This window comes from Paenibacillus sp. FSL R5-0341 (genome assembly GCF_037975235.1).
Taxonomy (GTDB): Bacteria; Bacillota; Bacilli; order Paenibacillales; family Paenibacillaceae; genus Paenibacillus; species Paenibacillus amylolyticus_A.
Genome location: NZ_CP150241.1, coordinates 5073055 through 5091988, shown reverse-complemented (window position 1 = coordinate 5091988; position 18934 = coordinate 5073055). Strand labels below are relative to the sequence as shown.

The window sequence follows — 18934 nt, the reverse complement described above, 5'->3', positions numbered from 1 at the left end:
TCTCAATTAGTTCAGTTATAACGTACAAGTTAATCATATCCGGTACAACAGGTCATCATTTCAGATTATTAAAACATAAAGGAGTTTACCCACAATGAGATATCAAGGACTTTTGCAAACATACAGAGAGCACCTTCCAGTTAACGAAAATACACCCCTGCTTACGCTTCAGGAAGGAAACACACCTTTGATTCATGCAGAGAATCTGTCTGAGGAACTCGGCTTAAATGTTTACTTCAAGTATGAAGGCTTGAACCCTACGGGTTCTTTCAAAGACCGCGGAATGGTTATGGCTGTTGCTAAAGCCATGGAAGAGGGCAGCCGTACGATCATGTGTGCATCTACAGGTAACACATCAGCAGCTGCTGCGGCCTATGCCGCACGTGGTGGTCTCAATTGTATCGTGCTGATCCCGAATAACAACATTGCACTGGGTAAACTGGCCCAAGCCATGATCTATGGAGCTAAAGTGATTGCGATCAATGGTAACTTTGACCGAGCACTGGAGATTGTGCGTGAGATCACAGCCAAGCATCCGATCACACTTGTAAACTCCGTAAATCCGTTCCGGATTGAAGGACAGAAGACAGCGGCGTTTGAAGTTATTGAACAACTTGGCGAAGCACCGGACGTTCTGGCTATTCCAGTCGGTAATGCGGGTAATATCTCGGCTTATTGGAAAGGTTTCAAAGAATATAAAGAGGCAGGTAAATCTAACACGTTGCCACGCATGGTTGGTTTCGAAGCTGAAGGTGCGATGGCTATTGTCAAAGGTGAGCCGATCCTTGAACCTGAAACGGTGGCAACAGCGATTCGAATTGGTAATCCGGCAAGCTGGAAAACAGCAGTAGCTGCAGCTGAGGAATCTGGCGGACAGATTAACTATGTAACTGATGAACAAATCCTGACAGCGTATCGTACACTTGCTTCTCGTGAAGGGATTTTTGCAGAACCTGCTTCTGCGGCTTCCCTTGCCGGTGTATACAAACTGAAGAGTGAAGGGTACTTTAAAGGCGGAGAGACTGTCGTTTGTGTGTTGACAGGTAATGGCCTGAAAGATCCTAATATTGCAATCAAAACGGTAGCGACTGAGCCACTTGTTGTTGAAGATACGGAAGAAGCAGTAATGGCGGCCATTGCACAACTGGAGCAGCAATCTGTATGAGTTTGCGTGAAAAGGTAACCGTAAAAATACCTGCAAGTACAGCCAATCTCGGTCCGGGGTTTGATACCCTGGGCATGGCATTGTCTTTGTATGCCTGGTTGGAAATGAAACCTGCCGAGCAGACGACATTTCATCTTCATGGCAATCATTTGACAGGCCTGCCAACAGATAAATCGAATTTGATTTACGAAGTTGCACAGATGGTATTCAATGAAGCTGGGGTGTCTGTACCTGAATTGGAGATTTCCATGTATTCCGATATTCCGCTTACACGGGGACTCGGGAGCAGTGCATCGGCCATCGTTGGTGCACTGGCGGCAGCGAATGCATTAATTGGCGCTCCATTATCCGATGCCAAGCTCTTGGATATGGCCACATCCCTTGAGAAACATCCTGATAATGTGGGTGCATCTCTATATGGCGGTATTATTACAGCTGCATGGGATGGTGAGCGGGTGGATCATATTCGCATTGAGCCACATCAAGATCTGCAAGGTTTGGTTATTGTACCTGAATTTCAGCTGTCTACTTCAAAAGCAAGGAATGTGATTCCAGAGCAATTTGGCATGTCTGATGTCGTGCATAACATTAGCAGATCCTCGCTGCTGGTTGCAGCTTTGGCAAGTGGTCGACTGGATATGATACAGAAGGCGATGTCAGATCGAATTCACCAACCATACCGGGCATCATTGGTACCAGGCATGGCTGAAATATTGGAACACGCTGTCGATCATGGAGCTTTGGGAGCTGCACTGAGCGGAGCTGGGCCAACTGTGTTGACTTTGGTAGATCGTCATGACACACGAAAAGCGGAATTGGAACAATATTTGCTGGACACCATGGAGCGGGAGGGCATATCTGCTTCAGCACTGTGGCTCGATCCGGATTTGGACGGTGTAACCGTGCTGCCTGATCAAGACGAACGTCCATTTTTGGACAGAATCAAAGGGGAAGTTAATGCATGAAACGAATTGCAGTATTACCTGAAGGCTCAGTTTCTCATGAAGCGATTGATTTCCTGTTTAACGGTGAATCGTTAGATTTGCTTCACTCCAAGCTGATTTCGGATGTTTTTCGAGCAACGGATAGCGGGAATGCACAATACAGTGTTATCCCAATTGAAAATACAATTGAAGGTTCTGTTAGCCTCCATATGGACTGGCTTGTGAACGAGGTGGACATTCCGATGCAAGCGGAATGGGTGTACCCATCCATCCAGAATGTGATTGGACATGGCTCGGAATTTAAGACGGAGAGCGGCGAGTATGATTTCGGTAGAATTACCAAGATCATGTCCCATCCTGTGGCTATTCCACAGTGTCAGAATTTTATTCGCCTGCATTCGCCTGGGGCAGACCTTGAAGGCGTGAACAGTACAGCCGAAGCTGTAGAAATTGTGAAAAAAAATCCAGGTAAGGGCTGGGTGGCGATCGGTACAAAGCTTGCTGCTCAGAAGCATGGCCTGGACATTATGGCTGAACGAGTTACAGATCATGACAACAACTATACGCGTTTTGTGCTCATCGGTCATGAACCTGTGAACATTCCGCGTGAACCGGATCATGTGAAAACCAGCTTGCTGGTGACGTTGCCAGAAGATGCACCGGGTGCGTTGCATCAGGTATTGTCGGCTTTTGCTTGGCGGAAGCTGAACCTGACCCGTCTTGAATCACGTCCAACGAAGAAACGATTGGGCAGTTACTATTTTTACATTGATGTTGTAGAAACGGTCGATTCGGTTTTGCTGACCGCAGCCATGTCCGAGATTGAAGCATTGAATTGTCAGGTGCGCGTTCTGGGTAGCTATCCTTGTTATACATATCCTTCGAGGTAATCGACCTGATGGTGGTTGTGAATGTTAGAAGGTTGTCATAAGTCGGGGTAGAATGAGCGAGTATTCGCTTGTCATTTGGTGTACAATGGACGGGTTAATAACGTTTCGGAGTTTAAGGAATGGATATTTTATGGAGGTGCAGTCATCGGTGGCAGAACAATGGATCTATTTAGATGGTCAGTATGTGACCAAGGAGAACGCAACCGTTTCGGTATATGACCATGGATTTTTGTATGGAGACGGGATTTTCGAGGGTATTCGGATCTATAACGGAAACATTTTCAGATGTAAGGCCCACTTGGATCGTTTGTATGATTCAGCGAAATCCATCAGTTTGAACATCCCGCTGTCCATTGATGAGATGCTGGAAGTCATGGCTGAAACGGTACGCCGTAATGATATGCGTAATGGTTATATTCGTCTTATTGTATCGCGTGGCCCTGGTAATCTGGGGTTGGACCCGCTACGTTGCCCTAAGGCATCTGTAATCATCATTGTGGAGCAATTGGCGATCTATCCGGAGGAAGCATATCTTACTGGATTGAAAGCAGTGTCTGTATCCCAACGCCGAAACATTCCGGACGCATTGAATCCGAAAATTAAATCGTTGAACTACCTGAATAACATCCTGGTTAAAATCCAGTCTAACTATTCAGGTGCTGGTGAAGCGATTATGCTGAACTCCCAAGGTTACGTAACTGAGGGTTCAAGTGATAACATCTTCATCATCAAAAATGGTGTAGTGTACACGCCCCCTTGTTATCTCGGAGCACTTGAAGGAATTACACGTCAAGCGATTATCGATCTATGTGGCGAACTGGAGCTTGAATTAAAAGAAGTGCCATTCACCCTGCATGATGTGTATATCGCAGACGAAGTCTTTTTCACCGGGACAGCTGCAGAAGTTATCGCTGCATATGAAGTCGATGGAAGAACAATTGGTACGGGTGTAGCAGGTCCGGTAACGCTGAGACTGCTTGAAGCATTCCGTCAGATTGTTGACAAAGATGGCTATAAAGTGTGGGAATCTTAAGATTGAGCGAATAGCATAGGGAACAGGAATCCTTCTTGTCCGATAAAATTCAGCATACCTGGCGTATGGGAATTTTAGAGGCAGGAGGATTTTTTTTGTTTAGTTGATGTCATTAGCCCGGTTTCTGCATAGGATGTAGTAACGGTATGGGCGAATGTACTGCCCAAGTATGACGTCTAGGAGGTTAGTTCCCTGTGAAAATACACATGGTGAAAAAAGGCGACACATTATATCTGCTGTCCCAAAAATACAATGTAGCGCTGGACAAATTAATCGCGGCTAATCCGCAAATCACAAATCCCGACAAGTTGGATATTGGCATGAAGGTCAAAATCCCTGCAGAGCCAGTAACACCGAAACCTGAAGGAGTGCTGCACAGTCACAAGGTTCAGCAAGGAGATTCGTTATGGAAGTTGTCACAAGCTTGGGGAGTTCCTTTAAAAGATATGATCAATGCCAATCCGCAGTTGAAAAATCCGAACGCTCTGCTGGTGGGGGAAACGGTCTACATTCCCTCGATGCATACACAAGGAAACACCACGTCTAATACGGGTGCCAGCAACATTGCTGCGCATGAAAAGCTTTCGCCAGAAGGTAAGGAATACACAGGAGTCAAAGAACCGGAACCACCGGCGCCAGTTGCACCAGTTCCTCCTGCTCCGGTAGCAGAGGTTCCAGTTCCGGTCCCAGTTCCTGTACCACCACCAGCCAATCCGGAAAAGCCAAATGTGAAGCCTGAACTGGAGGCACTGCCACAGTTGCCTGTACTTCCTGAAGTGAAGCCTGAAAAGGAAACGCACAAAAAAGAAGAGGTTAAACCTGAAGTTAACGTAAAACCGGTAGCAGAATCCAAGAAATACACAATGCCCAATCTTTCGCCTGAAATTATGCCCTTGCCTGTAATGCCAAATACAAAATCTCCAGCTGAGGTTGCACCAGCAACGAAAAAACCTTGCGGTTGTGGTAATAAGTTGCATCATGCGCCAGCAGAGCATCCTTATGTTCAAATCCCTGTCCCTGTACAAGAGGTGTATGGTGTTCAGCAAGACACGTACACGGCAGGAGCGAGCAACAATGCACCGTTCCCGGGGATTCCGGAAGTTAGTCCTTACAGTGGCAGTGATCTGCCGAACAGTCCTTGGACTGGGGCGGAGCAGAGCCATAATCACAACAACGTTATGCCAAATTTATCCCCAGAAATGCAAAACAATTCATTTCCAATATCGCCAGCTGGCCATGTGAATAGTCCATTTCCATCGTATGTCGCACCTAGTCATATGAATCATCAGCCACCTTTTATATCCCCATATTCGATGCTTCCTTACCCTCCATGCGGATGTGGTTCACATACACATGTGCCTCAGTATACTTATCCTTCACATGGTTATCAGGATCCAGCTTGGAATATGTACGGTCCTTCGTACGGTATGCCGCCTGAAATGTCCACATCAACGATGCCAAACCAGCCTATCGAGTATGCTTATCAGAACCCGTACCCTACCCAGAATATGGTCCCACCGTCCCCGCTTGGTGCTTTCGGTGAATTGTACCCTCCACAAGGCCAAGGTAAGGGTGGTAAAAAAGGGGGGCGTGACGACGCTAACTTAAGTCAGGTAGGGCTTGAAGAGGCTGGAGCGGATTCAGAGGCGAAGTCCAAGCAAGCCGGGAATAAGCCGACCGCTGCGAAACGTAGAACAACCAAGGCTCCTTTGAAGAATAAATCCAAGGTATCCGTGTCTGGGAAAACATCCAGAGAGAGTACCACTACTTCCAACCAGCGGAAATCCAATAAAAAGCGCCGTAATCCATGGATACAAAACTAACTTAGAGTTTGCGATTGTTGAAGAAGCAGGGGAATTGTTATATCAGCGGGAAGCCAGCTCTGTAATAGAGAGCTGGCTTATCGTTTGTTTGAGTATAGATTGACTCACGTAAGCATAACGGAGATATGGCTGTTTAGGATTGATAAAGGCATTTTATTGCTAAAGTATTGTAAACCCTTTCATGATTGTGTTAATATGTTTGTACCCTATGAGCACACTATTTATGATAGACAAGTTAGGGTACCCATACGATAGCCTTTGCTGGTGTGCAAAACTACGAAAGAAAAGAAATAAAAAAACTGTTGCATTAGATTCAGCCGTATGATATATTATTTAAGTCGCCGCTGAAACACACGGCTGACACGGGAAACAGAAACAAGTTTGATCTTTGAAAACTGAACAACGAGTGAGTAACGATCTTGCTTGCAAGATCGACGCTGAGAAGTTTTTACAAGTCTTCGGACTGTATGATTTCGAAGCACAAATGAGATTTTTAATCTCGTCAGATTCAAAATGAGCTTATCGCTCTTTTCAATACTTTATTGGAGAGTTTGATCCTGGCTCAGGACGAACGCTGGCGGCATGCCTAATACATGCAAGTCGAGCGGACTTGATGAGAAGCTTGCTTCTCTGATGGTTAGCGGCGGACGGGTGAGTAACACGTAGGCAACCTGCCCTCAAGTTTGGGACAACTACCGGAAACGGTAGCTAATACCGAATAGTTGTTTTCTTCGCCTGAAGAGAACTGGAAAGACGGAGCAATCTGTCACTTGGGGATGGGCCTGCGGCGCATTAGCTAGTTGGTGAGGTAACGGCTCACCAAGGCGACGATGCGTAGCCGACCTGAGAGGGTGATCGGCCACACTGGGACTGAGACACGGCCCAGACTCCTACGGGAGGCAGCAGTAGGGAATCTTCCGCAATGGGCGAAAGCCTGACGGAGCAATGCCGCGTGAGTGATGAAGGTTTTCGGATCGTAAAGCTCTGTTGCCAGGGAAGAACGCTTGGGAGAGTAACTGCTCTCAAGGTGACGGTACCTGAGAAGAAAGCCCCGGCTAACTACGTGCCAGCAGCCGCGGTAATACGTAGGGGGCAAGCGTTGTCCGGAATTATTGGGCGTAAAGCGCGCGCAGGCGGTCATTTAAGTCTGGTGTTTAATCCCGGGGCTCAACCCCGGATCGCACTGGAAACTGGGTGACTTGAGTGCAGAAGAGGAGAGTGGAATTCCACGTGTAGCGGTGAAATGCGTAGATATGTGGAGGAACACCAGTGGCGAAGGCGACTCTCTGGGCTGTAACTGACGCTGAGGCGCGAAAGCGTGGGGAGCAAACAGGATTAGATACCCTGGTAGTCCACGCCGTAAACGATGAGTGCTAGGTGTTAGGGGTTTCGATACCCTTGGTGCCGAAGTTAACACATTAAGCACTCCGCCTGGGGAGTACGGTCGCAAGACTGAAACTCAAAGGAATTGACGGGGACCCGCACAAGCAGTGGAGTATGTGGTTTAATTCGAAGCAACGCGAAGAACCTTACCAGGTCTTGACATCTGAATGACCGGTGCAGAGATGTACTTTTTCTTCGGAACATTCAAGACAGGTGGTGCATGGTTGTCGTCAGCTCGTGTCGTGAGATGTTGGGTTAAGTCCCGCAACGAGCGCAACCCTTATATTTAGTTGCCAGCACTTCGGGTGGGCACTCTAGATAGACTGCCGGTGACAAACCGGAGGAAGGTGGGGATGACGTCAAATCATCATGCCCCTTATGACCTGGGCTACACACGTACTACAATGGCCGGTACAACGGGCTGCGAAATCGCGAGATGGAGCCAATCCCAACAAAGCCGGTCTCAGTTCGGATTGCAGGCTGCAACTCGCCTGCATGAAGTCGGAATTGCTAGTAATCGCGGATCAGCATGCCGCGGTGAATACGTTCCCGGGTCTTGTACACACCGCCCGTCACACCACGAGAGTTTATAACACCCGAAGTCGGTGGGGTAACCGCAAGGAGCCAGCCGCCGAAGGTGGGATAGATGATTGGGGTGAAGTCGTAACAAGGTAGCCGTATCGGAAGGTGCGGCTGGATCACCTCCTTTCTATGGAGAATCGTTTCCTGCAACGGAAACATTCAAATATGTAGCTAAGCTACAAAACACTCACTCGTTGCTCAGTTTTGAGAGCTCAAACTCTCAAACAGCTTGCTTTTGCATGGAGCTTGTTCTTTGAAAACTAGATATCGAAACGAAACAAACGCGAATTAGAACATTCCTTTTTAGCTGAACTTGTGTTAAACAAGTTTAATAAATTGGTACTTAATTGCTTTTGCGATGGTATTGGGTGGGAGCGACTTTTGGCTTTGGACGTAGTCCAAAACAAGGGAAGCGAGCAGTCAAAACCGGAGCAATATGGTTAAGCTACTAAGAGCACACGGAGGATGCCTAGGCGCTAGGAGCCGATGAAGGACGTGGCGAACAACGAAACTGCCTCGGGGAGCTGTAAGCAAGCTTTGATCCGGGGGTGTCCGAATGGGGAAACCCAGCTGGGGTAATTTCCAGTTACTCATAACTGAATACATAGGTTATGTAGAGGCATACCAGGGGAACTGAAACATCTAAGTACCCTGAGGAAGAGAAAACAATAGTGATTCCGTCAGTAGCGGCGAGCGAACGCGGAGAAGCCCAAACCAGAGAGCTTGCTCTTTGGGGTTGTGGGACGTCTCACATGGAGTTACAAAGGAACCGATTAAGCGAAGAGGTCTGGAAAGGCCCGCCAAAGAAGGTAAAAGCCCTGTAGTTGAAAGTCTGTTCCCTCCGAGACGGATCCCGAGTAGTGCGGGGCACGTGAAACCCCGTATGAATCCGGCAGGACCATCTGCCAAGGCTAAATACTTCCTAGCGACCGATAGTGAAGCAGTACCGTGAGGGAAAGGTGAAAAGCACCCCGGAAGGGGAGTGAAATAGAACCTGAAACCGTGTGCTTACAAAAAGTCAGAGCCCGTTTTAGGGGTGATGGCGTGCCTTTTGTAGAATGAACCGGCGAGTTACGTTCCCGTGCAAGGTTAAGGTGAAGAGCCGGAGCCGCAGCGAAAGCGAGTCTGAATAGGGCGACTTAGTACGTGGACGTAGACCCGAAACCGGGTGATCTACCCCTGTCCAGGGTGAAGGTGCGGTAACACGCACTGGAGGCCCGAACCCACGCATGTTGAAAAATGCGGGGATGAGGTGGGGGTAGCGGAGAAATTCCAATCGAACTCGGAGATAGCTGGTTCTCCCCGAAATAGCTTTAGGGCTAGCCTCGGAAAACAGAGTCGTGGAGGTAGAGCACTGATTGGGTGCGGGGCCCGCAAGGGTTACCAAGCTCAGTCAAACTCCGAATGCCATAGACTTACTTCCGGGAGTCAGACAGTGAGTGCTAAGATCCATTGTCAAAAGGGAAACAGCCCAGACCATCAGCTAAGGTCCCCAAGTGTGTGTTAAGTGGGAAAGGATGTGGAGTTGCACAGACAACCAGGATGTTGGCTTAGAAGCAGCCACCATTGAAAGAGTGCGTAATAGCTCACTGGTCGAGTGACTCTGCGCCGAAAATGTAACGGGGCTAAACACACCACCGAAGCTATGGCTTGATGCTTTGCATCAGGGGTAGGGGAGCGTTGTATAAGGGTTGAAGGTGTACCGTAAGGAGCGCTGGACATTATACAAGTGAGAATGCCGGTATGAGTAACGAAAAGATCAGTGAGAATCTGATCCGCCGAAAGCCTAAGGGTTCCTGAGGAAGGCTCGTCCGCTCAGGGTAAGTCGGGACCTAAGGCGAGGCCGAAAGGCGTAGTCGAAGGACAACAGGTCGAAATTCCTGTACCACCGTAAGCCGTTATGAGCAATGGGGGGACGCAGTAGGGTAGTGACGCGGACTGATGGATGTCCGTCTAAGCAGTAAGGCTGATGTGTAGGCAAATCCGCACATTGTAAGGCTGAGCTGTGATGGGGAGTGAAAATTACAGTAGCGAAGGTCATGATCTCACACTGCCAAGAAAAGCCTCTAGCCAGGTGATGGTGCCCGTACCGCAAACCGACACAGGTAGGCGAGAAGAGTATTCTAAGGCGCGCGGAAGAACTCTCGTTAAGGAACTCGGCAAAATGACCCCGTAACTTCGGGAGAAGGGGTGCCCCGGTAGTGTGAATAGCACGAGGGGGCCGCAGTGAAAAGGCCCAAGCGACTGTTTAGCAAAAACACAGGTCTGTGCGAAGCCGTAAGGCGAAGTATACGGGCTGACGCCTGCCCGGTGCTGGAAGGTTAAGGGGAGTGGTTAGGAGCAATCCGAAGCTGTGAACCGAAGCCCCAGTAAACGGCGGCCGTAACTATAACGGTCCTAAGGTAGCGAAATTCCTTGTCAGGTAAATTCTGACCCGCACGAATGGCGTAACGACTTGGGCGCTGTCTCAACGAGAGATCCGGTGAAATTTTAATACCTGTGAAGATGCAGGTTACCCGCGACAAGACGGAAAGACCCCATGGAGCTTTACTGCAGCTTGATATTGAATTTGGGTACGATCTGTACAGGATAGGTGGGAGCCTTTGAAGCATGAGCGCCAGCTTGTGTGGAGGCAACGTTGGGATACCACCCTGATCGTATCTAGGTTCTAACCTGGTACCGTAATCCGGTGCGGGGACAGTGTCAGGTGGGCAGTTTGACTGGGGCGGTCGCCTCCTAAAGAGTAACGGAGGCGCCCAAAGGTTCCCTCAGAATGGTTGGAAATCATTCGAAGAGTGCAAAGGCATAAGGGAGCTTGACTGCGAGACCTACAAGTCGAGCAGGGACGAAAGTCGGGCTTAGTGATCCGGTGGTACCGCATGGAAGGGCCATCGCTCAACGGATAAAAGCTACCCTGGGGATAACAGGCTTATCTCCCCCAAGAGTCCACATCGACGGGGAGGTTTGGCACCTCGATGTCGGCTCATCGCATCCTGGGGCTGAAGTAGGTCCCAAGGGTTGGGCTGTTCGCCCATTAAAGCGGTACGCGAGCTGGGTTCAGAACGTCGTGAGACAGTTCGGTCCCTATCTGTCGTGGGCGTAGGAAATTTGAGAGGAGCTGTCCTTAGTACGAGAGGACCGGGATGGACGTACCGCTGGTGTACCAGTTGTTCCGCCAGGAGCACCGCTGGGTAGCTATGTACGGACGGGATAAACGCTGAAAGCATCTAAGCGTGAAGCCCCCCTCAAGATGAGATTTCCCAGTATGTAAGACCCCTTGAAGACGACGAGGTAGATAGGCTGGGGGTGGAAGTGCAGCAATGCATGGAGCTGACCAGTACTAATCGGTCGAGGGCTTATCCAAATATGCAAGTTGTAATTCGCGTGTTTCGTTTCGAATCTAGTTTTCAGAGAACGATCTCTGAATATGCGCTGAACCATTCATCCACACAGTAGTGGCGGACCGAATGGAACGCGAACGCATTTGTTACACAAATGCTCGTTTGGTGGCGATGGCGGAGGGGTTCCACACGTACCCATCCCGAACACGACCGTTAAGCCCTCTAGCGCCGATGGTACTTGGACCGCAGGGTCCTGGGAGAGTAGGACGCCGCCAAGCGAACTCTTTCATCATACATAGAAAACAGGCTCTGCATGTGGACGTTGTACGATGAATTGCATTTGCAGTGCAAATGCATATTATTCCCTGATAGCTCAGTTGGTAGAGCACTCGACTGTTAATCGAGTTGTCACAGGTTCGAGCCCTGTTCGGGGAGCCAGTAAGGCCCGTTGGTCAAGGGGTTAAGACACCTCCCTTTCACGGAGGTAACAGGGGTTCGAATCCCCTACGGGTCATATAGATGGAGGCTTAGCTCAGCTGGGAGAGCATCTGCCTTACAAGCAGAGGGTCGGGGGTTCGATCCCCTCAGCCTCCACCATATAACTTTTATAACGACGCGGGGTGGAGCAGCCCGGTAGCTCGTCGGGCTCATAACCCGAAGGCCGCAGGTTCAAATCCTGCCCCCGCAATTATACTTTCCTTTGAGAAAGTGATCTGGAACCGTGGTGTAGTTGGCCTAACATGCCTGCCTGTCACGCAGGAGATCGCGGGTTCGAATCCCGTCGGTTCCGCCATTTTTATACTTATTAGTACCGCATGCGGAAGTGGCTCAGCGGTAGAGCATCGCCTTGCCAAGGCGAGGGTCGCGGGTTCGATTCCCGTCTTCCGCTCCAATTTTTGCGCCCTTAGCTCAGCTGGATAGAGCGTTTGACTACGAATCAAAAGGCCGGGAGTTCGAATCTCTCAGGGCGCGCCATTATAACTTCAAATTTGCCGGCGTGGCGGAATGGCAGACGCGCTCGACTCAAAATCGAGTGGGAAACCGTGGAGGTTCGAGTCCTCTCGCCGGTATATATAACGGGATGTAGCTCAGCTTGGTAGAGCACCTGGTTTGGGACCAGGGGGTCGCATGTTCAAATCGTGTCATCCCGATCTCGAAAAAGTACTATCTATAATTAGATGGTACTTTTTTTATGTTTATCTTTATAAGTTACGATCAATACAAGTCGGATACTATCAAATTATGTGCTTTAACATAACACATGCGAGTTCCCTCACAAGACAACGAGTTAGATTGCATAAAGCCTCGTTCTTTAGGTCACAATAGGGTTAAAAAGTGATAGAAGGGGTTCATGTGAACACGTTTAACTTCAGAAAACAATTCAAGAGACGCTGGCGACGGTGGAAAAGAACATTATGGATGACCGCGGCTTTACTTGCAGTTACCATATTGGCTTATAGCGGGTTGCCTATCTCATCTACGATTGAACGTTTACTGACGACTAATTTCAGTGAGGCAACCAGTGTGATGGGACCTGTTACGCAGGAAACAAGATCTGAACAGGAGATTCAGGCGCTAGTAGAGCAACTTGATGCTGATCCGAATCATTTAACGAGTGTGGTTCTGGAAACACAGTACATCTGCGGAGTGGAAACAGAGCAGTTAGGCAAGATGGCTAGACCACAATTGAAGATGCTGCTGACTCAACATCCGGAATGGGATGCTACGGTTGGAACAAAAGACGAGCTTCACTTGAAGCAACGTGTAGATGACCTCTCACCGCTCTGTAAACAGCAGGCGTACATCAGCATAGATGCTGTAGGTAATCTTAATTTGTATGAGGGTAAGCCAGCAGAAGAGAAGGTCATTCGTACATTCTTTCAATTGGATGTTGGGACGTTGGAGAGTTCTTTACCTGAAGGCGTACTGGAGCAATTGCAGCAGGGTATTCGGATTCAGGACAAGGATGAATATGATAGCGTAATTTCTACGTTTAGTGACTATGCAGTTGATGAGGACCATCATCTAATCCGCAATGGTGGGTAATCCAATCCTTCTCACCTACAGCAATAAGATACTGTAGTACTGAAAAAATGGTGTATAGCATTAGCATCGGGGGTTTGTGAAACTAAGGGATAAACCCCAAAATATGTGGAATGTGATGAAGGACATCGAAGAGATGTCCTTTTTGTCGTTTAAACTGAAATACATGAAAATACGTATAAACATGTAAAAAATTCACGAATAAAGACGAGTAATCAGTTAGACAAAGTTTTTCCTGCCGCAGGGTCTATCTTTTGTTATAATGAAATGAACGATACATATGTTCGCTTTTGTGAGGGAGAGATGGTTTTGCGTTTTTTGGGAATTGACCCGGGGATTGCGATTGTTGGTTTTGGTTTTGTGGATAAAATCGGCAGTAAGGTGGTACCCGTACAATATGGATGTATTCAGACGGAAGCTCATACCCCTGAAGAGGAACGGTTGCTTCACGTATATGAAGGTATGGTGCAATTGATTGATAAATACAAACCGGACGCAGTAGCTCTGGAGAAACTTTTTTTCAATCGGAACGTTACAACAGCAATGTCTGTCAGTCAGGCCAGAGGAGTTATGGTACTCGCTGCCGCGCAGAAGGGTTTGCCTATTGCAGAGTATACGCCAATGCAGATCAAGCAGGCCGTTGTTGGGTACGGTAAAGCGGAGAAGAAGCAAGTACAGGAGATGGTCAAAATGTTCTTGCGTCTTCAAGTCGTACCTAAGCCGGATGACGTAGCGGATGCATTGGCTGTAGCTGTGTGCCACGCACACTCTTATACATTAAATTCCAAGTTGAATGAGGTATTGCGAAAATGATTGATTTTCTAAGAGGACAGTTCATTCATGTAGAGAATGATTATATTGTGCTGGATGTTCATGGTGTGGGGTATCGCGTTTTCTGTCCCAATCCATTTGCGTTTGCGAAGCAAGAAGGCGAAATTACGGTGTACACTCATCATCATGTGCGTGAGGATGCGATGTTGCTGTTTGGATTTGTTACACGGGATGAACAGCGTTTATTCCGTAAACTGATTGAAGTATCTGGTATCGGTCCCAAAGTGGCGCTGGGCATACTCGCTGGAGGTACACCAGAACATGTGGTTACGGCGATTTACCAGGAGAATCTGACGTTCTTGACCAAATTGCCAGGTATCGGCAAGAAGACTGCACAACGCATGATCCTGGATCTCAAGGATAAGCTGGATAGTTTTGGCGCGGCTGCCTATGCAACAGGTTTGTTCGCTCCTCCATCGGAAGAGTCGGGAAGTGGTTCAGCCTGGGATGAGGCACGTGAAGGTCTTAAGGCACTTGGTTATACTGACAGTGAGCTTGATAAAGTATGGCTCAAATTGAAAAAGGATGTTACTACAGCGGATTCCGTTGATGTGTTAATGAAAAAGGCGCTGCAAATGCTGTTTACGGGATAATACAATTTGCATATTATAATATAGCTGTAGCCTGCAAAAAAGGTAGGGATGAACATGGATGATCGGATTATTTCCGCGAACCTGATGATGGAGGACCAGAATGTTGAGTTGAGCCTTCGTCCTCGGTATCTAAATGAATATATCGGGCAGAATCAGGTGAAGGAAAATTTAAAGATATATATTGAAGCTGCCAAATTTCGTAATGAGGCATTGGATCACGTTTTGTTATACGGACCACCTGGACTTGGTAAAACAACACTTGCCAATATTATTGCCAACGAATTGGGCGTTAACTTACGAACGACGTCGGGCCCGGCCATTGAACGCCCGGGTGATCTTGCAGCATTGTTAACCAATCTGCAGGAAGGTGACGTCCTGTTTATTGATGAGATTCATCGTTTGCATCGTACGGTTGAAGAAGTTATGTACCCCGCTATGGAAGATTCGGCATTGGATATTATGATTGGTAAAGGTCCGAGTGCACGTTCCGTTCGGCTGGATCTGCCACCATTCACTCTGATTGGGGCTACAACGCGTGCTGGTTTGCTGTCTGCGCCACTTCGAGACCGATTTGGTGTTATCAGTCGATTAGAATTCTATACGGTTGATGAGCTGGCTTATATCGTCTCACGCTCTACCGAAATTTTGGGTGTGGAGATTGTGGGAGATGCTGCGGAAGAGATTGCATTGCGCTCGCGTGGGACACCGAGGATCGCGAACCGTTTGCTAAAACGGGTACGTGACTTTGCACAGGTGCGTGGTGATGGAATTATAACGCAGACACTGGCGGAAGAAGCGCTGCAACGTCTCCAGATTGATCCACGTGGCTTGGATGAGATTGATCATAAGATGCTCAAATCGATGATCAACAGCTTCCGGGGAGGCCCGGTAGGGTTGGATACCATTGCTGCTACAATCGGTGAAGAAAGTCAAACGATCGAAGATGTATATGAACCGTATCTGCTTCAGATTGGTATGATTCAGCGTACACCAAGGGGGAGGATTGTAACAGACCTCGCCTATCATCACTTGGGTCTGCCTGTTCCACCAAGAGACGGGAAATAATCAAACCTGGTGAACATTCATGATTTGAACATTCACCGTAAACATTGAAATAATCACGTGTTAACCCGATATAAAAGTGAAGGAAATGCATGGAGAGGAGTCTGATTGTGGGAAAAGCAATACGAACGAAGAAGTGGAGTCGTCGATTGAAGGTACTGGCGGCAGCTCTTTTGACAGTGGGTTGTCTGCAAGTGCCTGCATTTGCAGCAGGAAATGACGGACAGACGATCCGGGTAGCCATGTTTGCGAATCTGGGTAGTACGTATAAATCAACTACACCACTCATTACGCTTGAATCGACGGGACAATGGAGCATCCAATCGGAGAGTGGCGCAAATGTAAGTCTCCCGGCAGGGCAAGTCCGTTTCAGTGCAGATGGATTCCGAGTGAAGGTGTTGGAAACTGCGGACTTTAAGGCGGCATCCGCAGCAGCAAAATTGTTGCAGGCAACCGCGGATAAGCCGTTGCTGTTCACAACCTCTTTAAATGGAAATGCGATCTACCAGCTCTACACAGGTAACTATGCAACGGAGGCTCTGGCAGGACAAGCTGTTACACGAGTACAAAAGGTAGCAGCAGCTCAATTGGCTGGTCAAAAGCCAGCTGTAACGGGAAGTAAACGCCTGTCTGCTGGAACCTATGGTTCGATTCAGGAAGCAGAGGCAGCACAAGCCAGCCTTTTATCAACAGGAGTTAGTGCCTATCCAGTCCTTCAATTAAGTGGGGGAAGTCAAGCATATGCGGTATGGGTGGGTGAAGCTTCTACGGATGCGGAATTATCCACATTGAAGAAAAGTGTGGAAGCCAAAGCTCCGGGGGTAAGCCTTTCACCTGTCAACAATAGTGCAGGGCTCATCATCCGTCAGGATGCCGGATTAAGTACGGATGCACTCAAAACAGCTCCGCATTACACCATTGCAGGTACTGATTCCAAAGCATTGGTACAAGGGAATAGCAATGGTATCAAAGTAGTGGAGCGTTCCCAGCGAACGTATCGTGGAGATATGGAAATCAGTATCGTGAGCGGTGATCTGGCGTTGGTCAACGTCGTTCCACTGGAGCAATACCTGTACTCTGTTGTAGGGGCAGAGGTGTATTCCTCTTGGCCTGCTGAGGCTCTTAAAGTTCAAGCCGTAGCTGCTCGATCCTACGCGCTTCAACAGGGTGAACGTTTCAAAATTGCCAATGTCGTGGATACAACTCTCAGCCAAGCCTATAACGGGATTGGTTCGGAAAACGATAAAGTAACCAGTGCAGTAGATGCAACGGCTGGAGAAGTGGTCAAGAGCGGTGGTAAAATCATCGAAGCTGTGTTCTCCTCCAATGCGGGCGGACAGACGGCTCATCCTTCTGAGGTATGGAACGGCGGAGCAGGTGTGTTCACCAATGTCGTTAGCTCAGGGGATACATCAGCCCAGGCAGGATTACATACGTGGTACCATGTGCTGCTGAGTTCAGGCGTTAGCGGGTACATTCGTGAGGATAACATCAAAGAATTAACGACCAAGACCAATGCGGGACTGGCCAAAGTGACGGTAACGGCTCAGAACACCAATGTACGTGCCATTCCGTTAATTCAATCCACCGTTGAACCCGTAGCCAAAATGAATCCAGGTAACGAAGCTGTTGTACTGGCAAAAGTGGCTCAATCCAATGACTACGCCTGGGTGAGAGGACCTTTCACTTCAGCTCAGTTGGTTAAATCTCTTCAGGGTAAAACGACAGCATCTGTTCCTGCTTCAATTTCAACCTTGGAAGTAACCAAGCGTGGACCTTCCGGAAGAGCACTTGAAGTCACTGCCAACGGACAGGCTATGACGGTGAAATATGCTGATACCTACCGCTCTGCGCTGGGTGGATTACCGAGCACTTTATTTGATATTGCAGGGACCGGAAGTTATACTGTATTAGGCGCTGACGGCAAAACAGCCAGTAAAACCGGCTCAAATGGTGCCTCTGTATTGTCTTCTTCTGGCACAGGAACGTCATCCGGTAATGCACTCGTGGTTATGAGTGGTGATGGTCAAGCGAGAGCGGTAACGCAGGGTCAGACCTACATGTTCATCGGTCAGGGTAATGGCCACGGATTAGGCTTGTCCCAATGGGGAGCCAAAGGCATGGCAGATGAAGGGTATGATTACCAGGCAATATTGAAACACTATTATCAAAATGCGACTATTGTTAAGGAATGAGACTAAAATGAATGTGAACTTATATGATTTTGAATTACCAGAGCAATTGATTGCACAAACGCCGCTGCTTGATCGCACGGCATCTCGGTTGCTTACTTTGAACAAAGATAGTGGTGAGATTAATCATCAAACGTTTCCTGACATTATCGACTTTCTGAATTCTGGCGATATATTGATTCTGAATGATACACGTGTTCTTCCAGCCCGTCTGTTCGGTACGAAAGAAGATACCGGAGCAAAAGCAGAAGTGTTATTGCTTAAAAATGTGGAAGGCGACAAGTGGGAAGCACTCGTTAAGCCAGGTAAAAAACTGAAAGCCGGTTCGATCATCGTATTCGGTGATGAACTGAAGGCGATTATAGAAGAAGAGGGCGAGATGGGTGCACGTACACTTACGTTTACGTATGATGGAATCTTCCAAGAGATTCTGGACCGTCTGGGTGAGATGCCATTGCCACCTTATATCAAAGAGACATTGGATGACCGCGAACGGTATCAGACCGTGTATGCCAAGCATGAAGGATCAGCGGCTGCACCCACAGCGGGACTACATTTTACGGATGAATTGTTGGATCAGATTCGTGCAAAGGGCGTTAATGTCGCCTTCATCACGCTTCATGTAGGACTGGGCACGTTCAGACCGATGTCGGTAGACGTTGTAGAAGATCATGTCATGCATGAGGAGTATTACTCCTTGTCACAAGAAACAGCAGATCTGATTAACCAGACCAAAGAGAATGGACACCGCGTTTTTGCGGTTGGGACTACGAGCTGCCGGACTTTGGAAACGGTAGGCAGCAAATTTGAAAATGGAATACTGCAAGCGAGCAGCGGATGGACCAGCATTTTCATCTATCCAGGCTATTCCTTTAAAGTGATCGATGGGATGGTTACGAATTTTCATCTCCCGAAATCCACGTTGGTTATGTTGGTTAGTGCACTAGCAGGCAGGGAACATATTATGCAGGCATATGAGGAAGCCATCCAAGAGCAATATCGGTTCTTCAGCTTCGGCGATGCCATGTTGATATATTAGAAGCAATTTTATA

Annotated in this window: 11 protein-coding genes, 9 tRNA genes and 3 rRNA genes; all 23 read left to right on the top strand. The window is 48.2% G+C overall.

Features of this window, described 5'->3' with window-relative positions; translation table 11 throughout:
- The first annotated feature begins 94 nt into the window (after positions 1–94).
- Positions 95–1165: a threonine synthase gene (thrC, locus tag MKX75_RS22850; RefSeq protein ID WP_036605915.1), complete on the top strand. Its 1071-nt coding sequence runs from the start codon at positions 95–97 to the stop codon at positions 1163–1165.
- The gene (thrB, locus tag MKX75_RS22845) at positions 1162–2130 is read left to right on the top strand and encodes a homoserine kinase (protein WP_339166956.1); all 969 of its coding nucleotides are present in this window, start codon (positions 1162–1164) and stop codon (positions 2128–2130) included. Before thrC ends, thrB begins: the two co-directional genes overlap by 4 nt.
- Positions 2127–2999, top strand: a complete 873-nt coding sequence (gene pheA, locus MKX75_RS22840) for a prephenate dehydratase (protein WP_339166955.1) — start codon at positions 2127–2129, stop codon at positions 2997–2999. Before thrB ends, pheA begins: the two co-directional genes overlap by 4 nt.
- 148 nt (positions 3000–3147) lie before the next feature.
- Entirely contained in the window at positions 3148–4032 is an 885-nt protein-coding gene (gene ilvE, locus MKX75_RS22835; RefSeq protein WP_017692630.1) for a branched-chain-amino-acid transaminase, read from the top strand.
- 194 nt (positions 4033–4226) lie between these two features.
- Positions 4227–5855 carry a LysM peptidoglycan-binding domain-containing protein gene (locus tag MKX75_RS22830; protein WP_339166954.1) on the top strand — a complete coding sequence of 543 codons (1629 nt, stop codon included), beginning with the start codon at positions 4227–4229 and terminating at the stop codon, positions 5853–5855.
- A 539-nt stretch (positions 5856–6394) separates the two neighbouring features.
- Positions 6395–7947, top strand: a 16S ribosomal RNA gene (locus MKX75_RS22825).
- Positions 7948–8258: 311 nt separating this feature from the next.
- Positions 8259–11184 (top strand): 23S ribosomal RNA (locus MKX75_RS22820).
- A gap of 138 nt (positions 11185–11322) precedes the next feature.
- A 5S ribosomal RNA gene (gene rrf / locus MKX75_RS22815) occupies positions 11323–11439 on the top strand.
- The 16S, 23S and 5S rRNA genes sit together here with 9 tRNA genes alongside, the layout of an rRNA operon.
- Positions 11440–11523: 84 nt before the next feature.
- Positions 11524–11599: transfer RNA gene (locus MKX75_RS22810), tRNA-Asn, on the top strand.
- Positions 11600–11603: 4 nt separating this feature from the next.
- Positions 11604–11675, top strand: a tRNA-Glu gene (locus tag MKX75_RS22805).
- A gap of 7 nt (positions 11676–11682) precedes the next feature.
- Positions 11683–11758 (top strand) — tRNA-Val (locus MKX75_RS22800).
- A 17-nt stretch (positions 11759–11775) separates the two neighbouring features.
- Positions 11776–11849, top strand: a tRNA-Met gene (locus MKX75_RS22795).
- A gap of 27 nt (positions 11850–11876) precedes the next feature.
- Positions 11877–11954, top strand: a tRNA-Asp gene (locus tag MKX75_RS22790).
- A 24-nt stretch (positions 11955–11978) separates the two neighbouring features.
- Positions 11979–12053 (top strand) — tRNA-Gly (locus MKX75_RS22785).
- A gap of 6 nt (positions 12054–12059) precedes the next feature.
- Positions 12060–12136: transfer RNA gene (locus MKX75_RS22780), tRNA-Arg, on the top strand.
- A gap of 16 nt (positions 12137–12152) precedes the next feature.
- Positions 12153–12231 (top strand) — tRNA-Leu (locus MKX75_RS22775).
- A gap of 7 nt (positions 12232–12238) precedes the next feature.
- Positions 12239–12312 (top strand) — tRNA-Pro (locus tag MKX75_RS22770).
- 202 nt (positions 12313–12514) lie between these two features.
- On the top strand, positions 12515–13207 hold the full coding sequence (locus tag MKX75_RS22765; protein ID WP_339166952.1) for a BofC C-terminal domain-containing protein: 693 nt from the start codon (positions 12515–12517) through the stop codon (positions 13205–13207).
- A gap of 306 nt (positions 13208–13513) precedes the next feature.
- Positions 13514–14017, top strand: coding sequence for a crossover junction endodeoxyribonuclease RuvC (gene ruvC, locus MKX75_RS22760; protein WP_017686765.1), 504 nt, complete (start codon positions 13514–13516; stop codon positions 14015–14017).
- Positions 14014–14628 carry a Holliday junction branch migration protein RuvA gene (gene ruvA / locus MKX75_RS22755; RefSeq protein ID WP_036616866.1) on the top strand — a complete coding sequence of 205 codons (615 nt, stop codon included), beginning with the start codon at positions 14014–14016 and terminating at the stop codon, positions 14626–14628. Before ruvC ends, ruvA begins: the two co-directional genes overlap by 4 nt.
- A 54-nt stretch (positions 14629–14682) precedes the next feature.
- Positions 14683–15693 (top strand): Holliday junction branch migration DNA helicase RuvB, encoded by a 1011-nt coding sequence (ruvB, locus tag MKX75_RS22750; RefSeq protein WP_062836164.1) that lies wholly within the window; start codon positions 14683–14685, stop codon positions 15691–15693.
- Positions 15694–15800: 107 nt separating this feature from the next.
- Complete coding sequence (locus MKX75_RS22745; RefSeq protein WP_339166951.1) at positions 15801–17885, top strand: SpoIID/LytB domain-containing protein; 2085 nt, start codon at positions 15801–15803, stop codon at positions 17883–17885.
- Between the two features lie 7 nt (positions 17886–17892).
- Positions 17893–18921 carry a tRNA preQ1(34) S-adenosylmethionine ribosyltransferase-isomerase QueA gene (queA, locus tag MKX75_RS22740; protein WP_339166950.1) on the top strand — a complete coding sequence of 343 codons (1029 nt, stop codon included), beginning with the start codon at positions 17893–17895 and terminating at the stop codon, positions 18919–18921.
- Positions 18922–18934 lie beyond the last annotated feature (13 nt).